Origin of the sequence: Mesorhizobium sp. GbtcB19 (genome assembly GCF_019091085.1) — a bacterium.
In the GTDB taxonomy this organism is placed as follows: Bacteria; Pseudomonadota; Alphaproteobacteria; order Rhizobiales; family Rhizobiaceae; genus Mesorhizobium.
Genome location: NZ_JAGXJY010000013.1, coordinates 101,661 through 116,033 on the forward strand (window position 1 = coordinate 101,661; position 14,373 = coordinate 116,033).

13 protein-coding genes are annotated in these 14,373 nt (G+C 64.6%); 8 read left to right on the forward strand and 5 right to left on the reverse strand.

Going from position 1 to position 14,373, the window contains the following annotated elements; all coding sequences use genetic code 11:
* Together KVT37_RS21520 and KVT37_RS21525 are read right to left on the reverse strand one after the other, a co-directional pair.
* Positions 1-990: a 3-oxoacyl-ACP synthase III family protein gene (locus tag KVT37_RS21520; RefSeq protein ID WP_217576760.1), complete on the reverse strand. Its 990-nt coding sequence runs from the start codon at positions 988-990 to the stop codon at positions 1-3.
* 83 nt (positions 991-1,073) lie between these two features.
* Entirely contained in the window at positions 1,074-1,871 is a 798-nt protein-coding gene (locus tag KVT37_RS21525) for an alpha/beta fold hydrolase (protein ID WP_217576761.1), read from the reverse strand.
* Positions 1,872-1,985: 114 nt separating this feature from the next.
* Here KVT37_RS21525 and KVT37_RS21530 point away from each other — a divergent pair, with 114 nt between their 5' ends.
* Positions 1,986-2,882: a LysR family transcriptional regulator gene (locus KVT37_RS21530; RefSeq protein WP_217576763.1), complete on the forward strand. Its 897-nt coding sequence runs from the start codon at positions 1,986-1,988 to the stop codon at positions 2,880-2,882.
* Here the strand turns inward: KVT37_RS21530 and KVT37_RS21535 are convergent.
* The gene (locus KVT37_RS21535; RefSeq protein WP_217576765.1) at positions 2,879-3,328 is read right to left on the reverse strand and encodes a DNA polymerase III subunit chi; all 450 of its coding nucleotides are present in this window, start codon (positions 3,326-3,328) and stop codon (positions 2,879-2,881) included. The two genes, KVT37_RS21530 and KVT37_RS21535, sit on opposite strands and share 4 nt — an antisense overlap.
* 8 nt (positions 3,329-3,336) lie before the next feature.
* Positions 3,337-4,857 (reverse strand): leucyl aminopeptidase, encoded by a 1,521-nt coding sequence (locus tag KVT37_RS21540; protein WP_217576767.1) that lies wholly within the window; start codon positions 4,855-4,857, stop codon positions 3,337-3,339.
* A 377-nt stretch (positions 4,858-5,234) separates the two neighbouring features.
* On the opposite strand from KVT37_RS21540, the gene lptF reads away from it, so the two are divergent.
* The 7 genes from lptF (at position 5,235) to KVT37_RS21575 (ending at position 13,571) form a co-directional block, all read left to right on the forward strand.
* On the forward strand, positions 5,235-6,431 hold the full coding sequence (gene lptF, locus KVT37_RS21545) for an LPS export ABC transporter permease LptF (protein WP_217576769.1): 1,197 nt from the start codon (positions 5,235-5,237) through the stop codon (positions 6,429-6,431).
* Positions 6,431-7,516 carry an LPS export ABC transporter permease LptG gene (lptG, locus tag KVT37_RS21550; RefSeq protein WP_217576887.1) on the forward strand — a complete coding sequence of 362 codons (1,086 nt, stop codon included), beginning with the start codon at positions 6,431-6,433 and terminating at the stop codon, positions 7,514-7,516. The genes lptF and lptG overlap by 1 nt, the downstream gene beginning before the upstream one ends.
* On the forward strand, positions 7,516-9,924 hold the full coding sequence (locus KVT37_RS21555; RefSeq protein ID WP_217576771.1) for an LPS-assembly protein LptD: 2,409 nt from the start codon (positions 7,516-7,518) through the stop codon (positions 9,922-9,924). The genes lptG and KVT37_RS21555 overlap by 1 nt, the downstream gene beginning before the upstream one ends.
* 219 nt (positions 9,925-10,143) lie before the next feature.
* Positions 10,144-11,067: a peptidylprolyl isomerase gene (locus tag KVT37_RS21560; protein WP_217576773.1), complete on the forward strand. Its 924-nt coding sequence runs from the start codon at positions 10,144-10,146 to the stop codon at positions 11,065-11,067.
* 251 nt (positions 11,068-11,318) lie between these two features.
* Positions 11,319-12,353, forward strand: coding sequence for a 4-hydroxythreonine-4-phosphate dehydrogenase PdxA (gene pdxA, locus KVT37_RS21565; protein ID WP_217576775.1), 1,035 nt, complete (start codon positions 11,319-11,321; stop codon positions 12,351-12,353).
* A gap of 7 nt (positions 12,354-12,360) precedes the next feature.
* On the forward strand, positions 12,361-13,206 hold the full coding sequence (gene rsmA / locus KVT37_RS21570; protein WP_217576777.1) for a 16S rRNA (adenine(1518)-N(6)/adenine(1519)-N(6))-dimethyltransferase RsmA: 846 nt from the start codon (positions 12,361-12,363) through the stop codon (positions 13,204-13,206).
* Positions 13,207-13,277: 71 nt separating this feature from the next.
* Positions 13,278-13,571 (forward strand): DUF1330 domain-containing protein, encoded by a 294-nt coding sequence (locus KVT37_RS21575; protein ID WP_217576779.1) that lies wholly within the window; start codon positions 13,278-13,280, stop codon positions 13,569-13,571.
* Between the two features lie 122 nt (positions 13,572-13,693).
* Here KVT37_RS21575 and gmk read toward each other — a convergent pair whose 3' ends face one another.
* The gene (gene gmk / locus KVT37_RS21580; RefSeq protein WP_127228408.1) at positions 13,694-14,368 is read right to left on the reverse strand and encodes a guanylate kinase; all 675 of its coding nucleotides are present in this window, start codon (positions 14,366-14,368) and stop codon (positions 13,694-13,696) included.
* Between the last annotated feature and the right edge of the window lie 5 nt (positions 14,369-14,373).

The window sequence follows — 14,373 nt, forward strand, 5'->3', positions numbered from 1 at the left end:
TTAGGCCTCCAGCGCCATGCCGCCGAAGGAGACGCCGGCCGAGGTGCCGAGGAAGAGCAGCTTCATGCCCGGCGTCACGCGGCCGTCGCGGCGCGCGACGTCCAGCGCGAAGGGAATGGAGGCGGCGATCTGGTTGCCGAAGCGGGCAGAGATGTCGACCAGCTTTTGCGGTGAAAAGCCGGTCTGGCGCGCCAGATGCGCAAGCGCGAAGGGGCTCGCCTGGTGCGGCACGACGAGATCGACATCCTGCCTCCGCCAGCCGGCGCGTTCCAGCAGAGCGTCGACGAAGCCGTTGAAATGGCGCGAGGTGAGCCGGAACAATTCCTTGCCGTCCATGTGGAACAGGCTGTGCGCGGCGAACGCTTCCTGCTCCTTGCGGAAATCGAAGCGCGTGCCGCCCGAACCGATGCCGCAGGCTTCCCAGCCGGAGGGATAGGTGCGCATCAGGCTCGCCGCCACCTTGCCCTCGCCTGGCTTGGCCTTGCGCAGCACGGCGGCCGCTGCGCCGTCGCCGAAGAGCGCGGCGACCTCCGGCGCGTCCTGCCACGGCAAAGCGCGCGAGGCGACCTCGGACGAAAACACCAGCGCCGTCTCGCATTGCCCGGCCTCGAGCATGCGGCCGGCGGTCTCGAAGGCAGTGAGGAATCCGAGACAGGTGCTGTTGACGTCGAAGGCGGCGGCCGAGCCGTCCGCCAGCCCGAGGCGCTGCATGACCAGGGGCGCGGTCGCCGGCAGCGGCTGGTAGGGCACGCCGCAACCGCCGACGATCAGGTCGACGGCGCCGGGCTCGAGACCGGCATCGGCAAGCGCGAGCGTGGCCGCGCCGCAAGCGAGATCAATTTGCGATTCGGTCTTGCAGACATAGCGCTCGGCGACGCCCGTGACGGTTTCCAGCGCGCCCTCGCCGAGCCCCAGCTTCTCTTCCAGTGCGCGCGTCGTCACCCGCTCGGCCGGTACCGCCCTGCCGGTTCCGACTATCCTGATCCGCATTCCCCCCTCGCCGCATGAGCTTGGCCCTATCTAACCCAAAAAGCGGTCGATAGCGATGTTCACGAAGCGTGCGGCGCTACGGATCATTTGCTTTGAAGAAAGCCCAAAACCGCGTCCATGAATTCCACCGGACGCTCGACATTGAGCAGATGGACGCCGGGCAGAAGCAGAAGCCTGGCGCCGGGGATTGCCGCCGCGATCGCCTCGCTGTGGCTCGCCAGCGTCACCTTGTCGTCCTCGCCGCCGATCACCAGGGTCGGCGCGGCGATCAGGGCAATCGGGCGGCGCAGATCGGCGTCGCGAACCGCGGCGAAGCATCCCGCCAGCCCTTGTGGCGACATCGCCAGGATCGCGGCGTGGAATGGCGCTACCGTCTCGTTCCGACCGGCTAGCATCGAGGCTGGGAACCAATTGCGCATGAACATGTCCGCCGTGGCCGACAGGTCGCCCGCCGAAAGCACGTTGCGTATCTGCTCGTCGAAATAAGATGCCGGCCCGAGATGCGGCGAGGTGTTGGAGAGGATCAGGCGCTCGATGCGTTCCGGCGCATGGATGCCCAGCCACTGGCCGACGAAACCGCCGAGCGACAGGCCGAGGAAATGCGCGCGGGCAACGCCGAGAAAGTCGAGCAGTTCCAGCACGTCACGACCGAGACGGTCGAGCGAATAGGCGCCGGCCACGGTATCGGAACCGCCATGGCCGCGAAAATCATAGCGCAGCACGCGGAAGGATTTCGCCAGTTCGGGGACCTGGCCATCCCACATATGCAGCGTCGTTGCGATGGAATTGGAAAGTACCAGCACCGGCCTGTCTTGTGAGCCGTCCAGCCTGTAGGCAATGCGGGCGCCATCGCCCGCCGTGAAGTGAAGCGTGTCGGTCATCTTGATCCTCATCTGTTCAGCGGCTTGCGCCGCGTTTCGACGAGGCAAAGCTAGGCATGGCGATCATCGAAGAAAATTACTATGATTGGACAGTCTCTGTAGGAATTTCCGATCATGGATGGCTTGAAGCTTCACGATCTCAGATGTTTCGACGCGGTCGCCAGCCGAGGCAGCTTCCAGGCCGCGGCCGTTGCCCTGCACCGGACGCATCCCTCCGTCTTCGCCGCGGTCGCCCGGCTTGAAGAGCAACTTGGCCTGACGCTGCTGGATCGCAGCGGTTACCGGGTGAGCTTGACCGACGAGGGCCGCCTGTTCCATGCGCGAGCGCAGCTGGCGATCCGCGAGTTGGAGCATCTTCGGATCTATGCCGGCCAGCTCTCGAGCGGCGAGGAGACCGTACTGCGCGTCGTCTTGGGCGATGTCTGCCCGAGACCCGGAATACTCAGCCTGCTCAGCCGGTTCTTCGCCGAACGGCCGCGCACGCGCCTGCATCTCGACTATGAAGCGATCGGCGGACCGGTCGAGCGGCTGATGGATGGCGAGGCCGACCTCGTCTTCCACCGCGCCAACCCCTCCGACCCGCATCTCGAACGAATCGACCTGTGTGAGGTTGCGTTCGTGCCGGTGGTGGCGCCGGGGTTCTTGCCGTTCGACGCGAGGAGCGACGTCACGCCCGAAGCGATGCGGCCATTTACCCAATGCGTGATCCGCGACACGGCGCGGCGTCCTTCATCGGAAAACTTCTTCGTCATCGACGGCGCGCATTCCTGCTCGGTACCGGATCACATGATGAAGAAGGAGCTGATCCTGCACGGGCTCGCCTGGGGCCATTTGCCGGAATGGCTGATCGAGGATGAGTTGCGCGACGGACGGCTGATCTCGATCGCGGGCCGACATATCCCCGGGCGCACCGAGACCGTGGCCGCGGTTCGGCGGCGTGACAAGCCGCAGGGACCGGTGGCCGAGGCCCTGTGGCGGCATCTTCAGGACAGCGAGGTGCTCCTGAGCTAGGCCTTCCGTTCCCAGCGCCGATCCGGCGTCTGCTGCCAGTAGGTCACGGCGTGGCCGGCTTCCTTCATCGTCTTCCAATGGCCGCGGGCGGCTTCAAGCTGCGCGGCGTCATGGCCGTCGAACAGGAAGACGGCGCGCTCGTAGCCTGAAAGCTCGGGCGGCGTGGCGCCGTCGACCAGGAAGCGTATCTGCGCGGCATTCTGGTTGCTGCCGGCCGTGGTGAGCAGGATCGGCTGCTCGGCCGGATGGGCCTCGCGGTCGGTGGCATGCGCGAGGAAGGAATCGTCGCGGAAAATCCACAGATGCTGGTCGAGCGCATCGCGGCGCTCTTCCGTGCCCGTCTGCACCACCGCGCGCCAGCCGCGCTCGACGCTGCGCTCGAGCAGGCCGGGCAGCGCCTCCTCGAGCGTCGATTCAGTCAGGTGGTAGAACAGGATGTCAGCCATCCCGAAGCCTACCCTTCGTAATGGTCGCGCACCAGCCTGTCGAGCAGGCGCACGCCGAAGCCCGAGCCCCAGGACTGGTTGACCTCGCTCGAGGGCGCGCCCATTGCGGTGCCGGCGATGTCGAGATGCGCCCAGGGCGTGTCCTTGACGAAGCGCTGCAGGAATTGCGCCGCGATGATAGCGCCGCCATAGCGGCCGCCGATGTTCTTCATGTCGGCGTTCTTGGAATCGATCAGCTTGTCGTATTCGGGCCCGAGCGGCATGCGCCACAGCCGTTCCTGCGACGCCTGGCCGGCGCCGAAAAGCCGGCCGGCGAGCTCGTCATTGTTGGAGAAAAGGCCGGCATAATGCTGGCCGAGCGCCACCATGATGGCGCCGGTCAAGGTCGCCAGGTTGATCATCAATTTCGGCTTGAAACGGTCGTTGGTGTACCAGAGCGCGTCGGCCAGAACGAGGCGGCCTTCGGCGTCGGTGTTGAGCACCTCGATCGTCTGGCCCGACATCGAGGTGACGATGTCGCCGGGGCGCTGGGCATGGCCGTCGACGGCGTTCTCGACCAGGCCGATGACGCCGACCACATTGGCTTTGGCTTTACGCGTGGCCAGCGCGTGCATCAGCCCGGTGACGGCGGCCGCACCCCCCATGTCGCCCTTCATGTCCTCCATGCCCGAGGCCGGCTTCATCGAATTGCCGCCGGTGTCGAAGGTGACGCCCTTGCCGACGAAGGCAAGCGGCGCGTCCTTGGCCTTGCCGCCGTTCCAGCGCATCACCGCAAGACGCGCGCCGCGCGGCGAGCCCTGGGCGACGCCGAGCAGCGAGCCCATGCCGAGCTTCTTCATTTCCTTTTCCGTCAGGATCTCGACCTCGACGCCGAGCTCTTCCAGCGCCTTGACACGTTCGGCGAATTCTACCGGCCCCAGCGCATTGGCCGGCTCGTTGACGAGGTCGCGCGCCAGCAGCACGCCGTCGACCACCGCTTCTTCGCCGGCGAACGCCTTCTTGGCGGCCGCGGGGTCGGCGCAGTGGATGGTTATCCTGGCGGGCTTCGCCGCCTCGGCCTTCCTGGCGTCCTTCGCATCGGATTGGCCGTCTTCCTTGTCCTTCCTGGTCTTGTATTTGTCGAAGGCGTAGCTGCGCAGCAGGATGCCGGCGGCAAGGCTCGCCGCCTGGCGGCCATCTGGCTGCAGCTCGGGCAGATCGAGGATGACGGCCACCTCGGTCGCCTTGCGCAGCGACGCGGCAACGGCGCCGCCGAGCTTCAGCCAGGCGTTGTCGTCGAGGGCCGAGACCTTGCCGGCGCCCACCGCCACCAGCCGGTCGACGGACGTTCCTTCCGGCGCAAGGACCTCGGCCGAGCTTGCGAACTTGCCGGAGAAGTCGGCGACGGGAAACGCGCGCGCCAACGCGCCAACCGGATCGCAGGCCTTCGCCGCTTCGCCGAGCCCGCCGCCATCGGCGGCGAACACGAACACGCTGCCCTTTTTCGGCACGGCAAATTTGGCGAAAGAAATGGATGGTCTCAACGTCATCAGGTCCTGCTTTCGGGGATGGCCGTAAGGTGCCGGCAAAGGTAATTTTCAGCGAGCGAGCGGTTTGGCAAGCGTGCGCGACATTTGGTCGTTTTCAGCCATTTGGCAAGACTTTGGCCGAAATCGCGGTCTATATCGGCGCCACCATAGACAAAGGATTCGCCTCGGCACGACCTTAGCTTGCTGCCGCAACCTGCTGTTAACCATCGATGTTTTGCATTTCTTATCCATTGGCGCGGAGACTTCGCCGCGCCGGGGCATGTGGCGTGGGGCGACTAACCGGAGCGAGCCGCCGATGACACAGTTGTGCGGGCGCCGCCGGATGACTACCTTGTCGGCGGGCATGATGCCGTTCGGCAAAATCGAGAAAAGCCTTCATGAAGGTCGTTGAACGCTACATCATGCGCCGCGCGCTGACGATGTTCCTCGCCGCGCTGGTGTGGACGCTGGCGATCGTTTGGACGACGCAGGTTCTGGCCAAGATCGACCTCGTCACCGACAACGGCCAGTCGGCGCTGACCTTTTTCGAAGTCGCGGCGCTCATCATCCCCTCGATCATCCCGATCGTGGTGCCGTTCGCGCTGGTGGTGGCGGTGGCGCAGACGCTGAGCGCCATGAACGCCGATTCGGAGCTTGCCGTGCTCAGCGCCGCCGGCGCCTCGCGCTGGACGATCGCGCGGCCGATCCTGCTGCTCGCCATCGCGGCCTGCGCCTTTTCCTTCATCGTCGACAACGCCATCGACCCCTATGCAAGGCAGAAGAACCGCCAGCTGGTGGCGGCTTCGCGCGCCGATCTCGTGTCGCTGATCATCCAGGAAGGCACGTTCCGCAAGATCGACGAGGGCCTTTACCTGCAGGTCGGCGAACGGCTTCCCGGCAACCGGCTGGGCGGCATCTTCGTCGCCGATTCGCGCGAGGAAGGCGCCAGCCTCACCTATTACGCCAAGAGCGGCAGCATCGTCGAAAAAGGCGACGAAAAGGTGCTGATGATGAATGACGGCGTCATCAACCGCAAATCGGTGACCGGCGACCTCTCCGTCATCCGCTTCACCTCCTATGCCTTCGACATGTCGGCCTTCATGTCGGCGGCGAACGACATCACGCTTTTGCCCAAGGACCGGACGACGGCATATCTGCTCAACCCGGATCCCAACGACAAGATGTTCCAGCGCGAACCGGGCAGCTACTGGGCGGAGCTCAACCAGCGCTTCGCCGAATGGTCCTATTCGCTGGTGTTCGCGCTGATCGCGCTGGCAGTCGCCGGCGACGCGCGCTCGCACCGCGAGGCGCGCATCAATCCGCTGATCACGGCAATCGCGGTCGCGCTGTTCGTGCGATGGCTGGGCTTCTTCGCCGCCGGCAAGGCCGACAGGGTCTCGTATTACGTCTACCTGCTCTACGCTATACCGCTCTTCGCTTCGGCGGTTTCGATCTGGTTCATCGTTTCCTCGCGCAGCATGGAACTGCCGGTCAGCTGGGCCGACTGGCTGACCAACCTTGCCAAGCGCGCCGGCGACAACTGGACGGCGTTCAAGCTCTGGCTCGCCCGGCGCGCCTCCGGCCAGGGAGCCTGATCATGGGCTGGACGCTGGGCCGCTATTTCTTCTTCCGCTACGTCACGATCACCTTCTGGTTCTTCCTGGGCCTGCTGGCGCTGGTGTTCCTGATCGATTTCACCGAGTTGTCGGGCCGTACGACAGGGCTGCCGGGTTTCACCTACGGCACGGCCTTCGCCATCTCGGCGCTCAGGATGCCGATGATCATGCTGCAGACGGTGCCGTTCGTCGGGCTGTTCTCGGCGATGGCGACGCTGGTGTCGCTCAACCGCCGCTATGAGCTGGTCATCGCGCGTTCGGCCGGCGTTTCGGCCTGGCAGTTCCTGTTCCCGTGCTGCGTCGGCGCACTGATGTTCGGCGCGCTGTCTGTCGGTGTGATCAATCCGATCGCCGCGCACGGCTTCTCCTGGTCCGAGCAGATGGAGAACGATCTCAGGGCCGGCAAGTCGAACGCCGTCACCACCAATGTGACGCCCTGGCTCAGGCAGAAGACCGAATCGGGCGACACCATCATCGGCGCCCGCGCCATTCTCAACCAGGGGCTCGAGATGGCGGACGCGGTGTTCTTCATCCTCGACCCGCAGGGCAACATCGCCGAGCGCAAGGATGCCGCCAAGGCCTTCCTGCGCGACGGCTACTGGGAATTGCAGGACGTCAAGGTCTTCAAGGGCGGCAATATCCAGGCGCTGGCGTCCGACAAGGTGCCGACGAATCTCAAGCCGGAATTCGTGCAGGAGAGGCTGGCGCGTCCGGAAACCATCCCCTTCTACGAGCTGCCGCGCAAGATCGAGGTTGCCCGCTCCTTCGGGCTCAAGGCAAATGCCTTCGCCATGCAGTTTGATTCGCTGGTGGCGCTGCCGTTCCTTCTCGTCGCCATGACGCTGATTGCTGCAACGGTTTCAATGCGATTTGCGCGAATGGGGCAGTCGGCAACGATGATTCTGGGTGGCGTCGTGGCCGGCTTTCTGCTTTATGTCGTTTCGGTACTGGTCAAGGCCTTCGGGGTAGCCGGATTCGTGCCTACAGTGGTGGCTGCATGGGTTCCGGTTGTCGTGGCTATGTTCTTTGGGGTGACCTTTCTGCTATACAAGGAAGACGGCTAGTGAGGGAGGCTGGATTGCGCAGCCATAGGCAGGCCGGTTTGGCACGCCTCTATGGGGCGACAGCCTTGGCATGTCTGTTTGCCTGTGCGGTGCCGGCGGTACCCGCGCTGGCCCAGGAGATCACTGCCAAGCCCGTCCCTTCCGGCACGCAGATGCTGCTGGCCGCCGATACGCTGGTCTATGACAACGACAAGCACACGGTGACGGCAGTCGGCGGCGTGCAGATCGACTATGGCGGCAACAAGCTGGTCGCCCAGCGCGTGGTGTATAACCGCGACACCAAGCGCCTCGTCGCCAGCGGCGCGGTCGAGCTCGTCAACAGCGACGGCACCAAGGTCAATTCCGACCATATCGACATCACCGACGACTTCGCCGACGGCTTCCTCAACGCGCTGCGCGTCGAGACGGTCGACAAGGCTTATTTCGCCGCCGAGAGCGCCGAGCGCATGGGTGGCGTGCTCACCACCTTCCATAACGGCGTCTACACCGCCTGCGAGCCTTGCGAGGACAAGCCGGACAAAGCGCCGACCTGGCGCGTCAAGGCCCGGAAGATCATCTGGAACGGCGAGAAGAAGACGGTCCGCTTCGAAAACTCGAATTTCGAATTTTTCGGCTTCCCGCTTGCCTATCTGCCCGCCTTCGAGATCGCCGACCCGACGGTGAAGCGCAAGAGCGGCTTCCTGATCCCCGGCATCGCCTACAACACCCATCTCGGCGTCGGCGTCAAAGTCCCCTATTATTTCGCGCTGTCCCCGACCTATGACCTGACCGTCACCGGCACGGGCTACACCAAGCAGGGCTTCCTCGGCGAGGCCGAGTGGCGCCAGCGCTTCAACAATGGCCAGTACACGCTGAAGATCGCCGGCATCAATCAGCAGGATCCGGGCGCGTTCGTCGACCCCGGCTACACTGTGAATTCGGGACCGAAGAACGACCCGAACAAGTTCCGCGGCATGATGGGCACCAAGGGCCAGTTCGCCATCAACGAGCGCTGGAATTTCGGCTGGGACGTGCTGCTCCAGACCGACAAGAACCTCTCGCGCACCTACAACATCGAAGGCTACAGCGACCTCGTCCACCAGTCGTCGATCTATCTGACGGGCTTGTACGGCCGCAATTATTTCGACGTCCGCGCCATGCGCTTCGAGGTGCAGGAAGACACGCTCTCCAGCGATTCGACCGCGCGCGCGGCCAAGCAGCCCTGGGTACTGCCGTCTTTCGACTACGCCTATATCCCCGACATGTCGGTGGCCGGCGGCCAGCTGTCGTTCAACGTCAATGCGCGCGTGATCAGCCGCAACCGGCTGGACGCGGTGCTGGCCAATCCGGCCGACAAAGATTCCATCAACAATGTGCGCGGCATCGAAGGCCAGTCCAGCCGACTGTCGGCGGAAGCTGAATGGAAGCGCACCTTTACCACCGAGGACGGCCTGCAGCTGACACCGTTGCTCGCCTTCCGCGCCGACGCCGGCTACGTCAACGCCAACTCTGCCTCGATCGCGGCCGTCAACCAGATGGCGGAGAATCTTAAAGAAGACGGCGACATGCGTTCTTCGCTCGCCCGCTATATGGCCACCCTCGGCCTAGAGGCGCGTTGGCCGCTTCTGTTCTCGATGCCAAATTCCAGCCATATCCTGGAGCCGACAGCGCAGGTCTTCGTGCGTCCGAACGAGCAATATGTCGGCGGACTGGCCGTTCCCAACGAAGACGCGCAAAGCTTCGTCTTCGACGCCACCACGCTGTTCGAGCGCGACAAATTCTCGGGCTATGACCGTATAGAAGGCGGCACACGCGCCAATGTGGGCTTCCGATATTCAGGGGCCTATGACAATGGCTGGGCCACGAATGCTATCTTCGGCCAGTCCTATCAACTCGCGGGCCAGAACTCCTTCACCGCGCCCGATCTCGTCAATGCTGGAGCCGAATCCGGCCTGGACAAGCCGACCTCGGATTATGTCGGCCTAGTCGGCTTCAACAGTCCGAGCGGATTCTCCGGGTCCATAAGCGGGCGTTTCGACGAGCAGACGTTCGAGGTCAGGCGCGCCGAGGTGAAGGCCGCCTATTCCGGCCTGCCGATATCGCTGAGCGCCAAATATGCCTTCATCGAGGCGCAGCCGCTCTACGGCTTTGCCACCGACCGCCACGAAGTCACGCTCGGCGCCTCGACGCACCTGGCGCAGAACTGGCGGCTGTTCGGCACCGGCACCTACGACCTCGAGACGAATGTGCTGGTCAGGGACGGTGTCGGCTTCGCCTACAACGATTCCTGCTTCACCTACATCATGACCTATTCGCAGACGCGCGATACCGTCACCAAGGAATTGTCGCAGAACATCGGCTTCAACCTGTCGTTCCGCACGCTCGGCGATTTCGGCTCGTCAACAAGCGCGATCGACACCATCCAGTGAGATGGGCAAGCGCACGGCCCGCGAGCCGTGCGCCGTTTCGGGCGCTGGCGGGTGCTTTGGTCTTGATTTGAAGCGTGATCCCTCGAAAATATGCTGATTCTCGGGGGCATGTGCCGGCGACATCGTTTCGCCGCATAGGACGGGCATGGGGTCGGCTGCATTGCGCAGGCGTTCGGAGGACGCGCGGCGCCGACGTGATGGGGAAATTGGGAAGGTAAGATGAGGAAATACCTGTTTTCGGCAGGATTGGCGCTTCTGGTGGCGGCGGCCTCGATTTCGGTCACGGCCGGCGTGCAGCCTGCTTTCGCGGCTGAGATCAAATATGTCGTCAACGGCATACCGATCACCACCGGCGACATCGCGCACCGCGCCGCCTTCTTCAAACTGCAGCATAAGAAAGGCGATGCCAAGGAGGAGATGATCGACCAGACGCTGCGCCTGGCCGAGGCCAAGCGGCTCGGCATCCGCATCAGCGATCAGCAGGTCGACGCCGCCTACCAGCGCTTCGCCTCGGGCAACAAGATGCCCCTGGCGAAACTCGACGCGATCATGAACCAGTCGGGTGTCAGCAAGGAACACTTCAAGGAATTCATCCGTGCCCAGATGGCCTGGAACCAGGCGCTCAGCGCGCGCTACCGCTCCGGCGAAGGCGGCTCGGTGACCGAGCAGGATGCGGTTCGCCGCATGCTTGACAAGGGCGGATCCAAGCCGACCGCCATGGAATACATGCTGCAGCAGGTGATCTTCGTGGTGCCGGCTTCGGAGCGCGCCGCCACGCTTGCCAAACGCAAGCGCGAGGCCGACGCCATGCGCGCCCGCTTCAACGGCTGCGCTACCACGCGCGAGTTCGCCAAAGGCCTGCTCGACGTCACCGTGCGCGATCTCGGCCGGGTGCTGGCGCCGCAATTGCCGTCCGACTGGGCCGAGCAGATCAAGGCGACCAAGGTCGGCGGCGCCACGCCGACGCGCGAGACGGACCGTGGCATCGAATTCATCGGCATCTGCTCCTCGCGCGAGGTTTCCGACGACAAGGCCGCGCAGATGGTGTTCCAGGCCGAGGGCAGCGGCGACAAGGACGCCGACGAACTCAGCAAGAAGTATGTCGCCGAGCTGCGCCAGAAGGCCAAGATCGTCGAACGCTAGAGCGTTTCCACCGTTTCACGGAAACGACGAACCGCTCTATCTCTTTGTTTCGGCGCAATTCCGGACGGAAAACCGCTCACACTTTTCCTGGAATTGCTCTAGAGACGGATGATTTCATGTCCAATCGACCTGAAATCTGAATCCGTCTCTAAATCAAAGAAACCGAGCATGATGTCGTCCGAAAACCGCTGCACACTTTTCGGCATCATGCTCCGAGCGACAAGCGTGCCACACCTCAGCAAGTCCAACGCATGAGCACGCACAAGACCGATGCGCCGCTGGCGCTGAGTGTCGGCGACCCCTCGGGCGTCGGGCCAGAGATCGCCATCGCCGCCTGGCAGGCGGGTGACAGCGCCGGCGTGCCGCCCTTCTACCTGCTCGCCGACCCCGCTTTGATCGAAGCCCGCGCTCGCCTTGTCGGCGCCAATGTGACGATTGCGGAGACGCTGCCGGGACAGGCAGCGCATCATTTTGCCCGCGCCCTGCCCGTTGTAACGCTCAATGCCCGGCACGTCGACAGCCCGGGAGAGCCGGATCCGGCCAATGCCGCCGGCACGATCGAAGCCATCGACAGTGCCGTCGCCGACTGTTTCGCCGGCCGCGCCGCCGCGGTGGTCACCTGCCCGATCGCCAAGAAGCCGCTCTACGATGCGGGATTCGGCTTTCCCGGCCACACCGAATATCTGGCGCATCTGGCTTCGCGCCACACCGGCAGGGATGTGACGCCGGTGATGCTGCTGGCCGGACCCGATCTGCGCACCGTTCCGGTAACCATCCACATCCCTCTGGCCGATGTGCCCAAGGTGCTGACGACGGAGCTGATCGTCGCCACCGCGCGCATCACCGCCGCCGATCTCAAGAGCCGCTTCGGCATCGCACGGCCAAGGCTGGCGATCGCCGGGCTCAACCCGCATGCGGGCGAAGGCGGCGCCATGGGCCTGGAGGACGCCGCAATCGTGGCGCCGGCCGTCGAGATGTTGAAGGCGCAAGGCATCGACGCGATCGGGCCGCTGCCGGCCGACACGATGTTTCATCCGCGCGCACGCGCGACTTATGACGCGGCGCTCTGCATGTATCACGACCAGGCCCTGATCCCGGCCAAGACGCTCGCCTTCGACGAGGCGGTCAACGTCACGCTGGGCCTGCCCTTCATCCGCACCTCGCCCGACCACGGCACCGCTTTCGATATCGCCGGGAGAGGCATCGCGCGCGCCGAGAGCCTGATCGCCGCGCTGAGGCTGGCGCGCCGGCTGGCCGACAGCGGCCGGCAGGCCGCCGCCGCATGAGGCTCGGTTGAGCGGGCGCACCACAATCGACGGATTGCCGCCGCTGCGCGACGTGATCGAGCAGCACGGCCTGCAGGCCAAGAAAGCGCTCGGGCAGAATTTTCTGCTCGACCTTAATCTCACAAGCAAGATCGCCCGCGCCGCCGGCGATCTCGGCGAGGCGACGGTGATCGAGGTCGGTCCGGGCCCTGGCGGACTGACGCGGGCGCTGCTCTTCAACGGCGCGCGGCGCGTGATCGCCATCGAGCGCGACGAGCGCTGCCTGGAAGCGCTGGCAGAGGTGTCCAGCCATTATCCCGGACGCCTCGAGATCATTCCCGGCGACGCGCTGAAGACGGATTTTGCCGCGCTTGCTGCCACGGCGAATGGCGGACCGGTGAAGATCGCCGCCAACCTGCCCTACAATATCGGCACCGAGCTTCTGATCCGCTGGCTGACGGTGGCCGACTGGCCGCCTTTCTATCAGTCGATGACGCTGATGTTCCAGCGCGAGGTGGCGGAGCGCATCACTGCGGGTCCAGGCAGCGACGCCTATGGCCGGCTCGGCGTGCTGGCCGGCTGGCGCACCGAGGCGCGGATTGCGTTCGACGTGCCACCGCAGGCGTTCACGCCGCCGCCGAAGGTCACCTCCTCCGTGGTGCATCTGGTGCCGCGGCCATCTCCCCTGCCCGTGGACGGCAGAAAGCTCGGCCGCGTCACCGAGGCCGCCTTCGGTCAGCGCCGCAAGATGCTCAGGCAAAGCGTCAAGAGCCTGGGTGGCGAGGCGCTCCTCACCCGCGCCGGCATCGATCCGACGCGGCGGGCTGAGACGCTGAGCGTGGAGGAATTTGTCAGGCTGACCAACGCCGTTTGATTGCCGGCGCCATCACTGGAACCCACGAACCGGCGCCATAGATAGGCAGGCGAAACAGCCTGGAGCCCGCCATGCCTGCCTATGTCATTTCCGATGTCACGATCCGCGACCGAGACGTGATCGAAACCTATCGAACCCGCGCCGCCGCTTCCATAGCCGTGCATGGCGGGCGCTATCTCGTTCGAGGCGGCGACGTGGAGACATTGGAAGGGAATTGGATGCCCGGACCGCTGATCGTCGTCGAATTTCCTGACATCGAGGCCGCGCGGCGCTGGTATCGCTCCGACGAATACGCAGCCGCACTTGAGGTTCGCGACACAGCGCTGAGCCGCAATCTCATTCTGGTCGATGGCGTCAGATTGTGAGGCAGTCGGGTCGCAAGTGAGGGTCGTCTGGTTGGCCTTTGCACTTCGCGAGGCGCTACAGGGCGCCGCCCTCATCCGGCCCTTCGGGCCACCTTCTCCCCGTAAACGGGGCGAAGGAAGGGTCACTGCGTCTTCTCGTCCAGCAATCCCGAAATGAAATCGAACAGGCCGGGCCGCCTGTCGCGCCGAAGCCGCTCCGCCGTGACGATCGCGCGGACCTCGGCGAAGGCGCGGTCGAGATCGTCGTTGACGATGACGAAGTCGTATTCCTTCCAATGCTCGATCTCGAGGCGGGCGTTCTTCAGCCTGGTCTCGATGACGGATTCCTGGTCCTCGGCACGGCGCTTCAGGCGCGCCTTCAATTCCTTCATCGACGGCGGCAGGATGAAGATCGAGACGATGTCGGCGCGCATCTTCTCCTTGAGCTGCTGAGCGCCCTGCCAGTCGATGTCGAACAGCATGTCGCGGCCTTCGGCCAGCGCGATTTCCGCCGGCTCGCGCGGCGTCGCATAGCAGTTGCCGTGCACTTCGGCCCATTCGAGCAGCGCGTCGGAATCGCGCAGCCGCTCGAACTCGCGCATGGTGCGGAAATGATAGTGGACGCCCTCGATCTCGGAGCCGCGGCGCGGCCTTGTGGTGACGGAGACCGAAAGCTCTAGACTTCCATCGCTTTCCAGAAGATTGCGCGCGATCGTCGACTTGCCGGCGCCCGACGGCGACGACAGCACCAGCATCAATCCGCGGCGGCGGATGCGGGATCCCAGATCCCTGGCAGCCGTCGGCTCCTTGGCAACCATTCCCG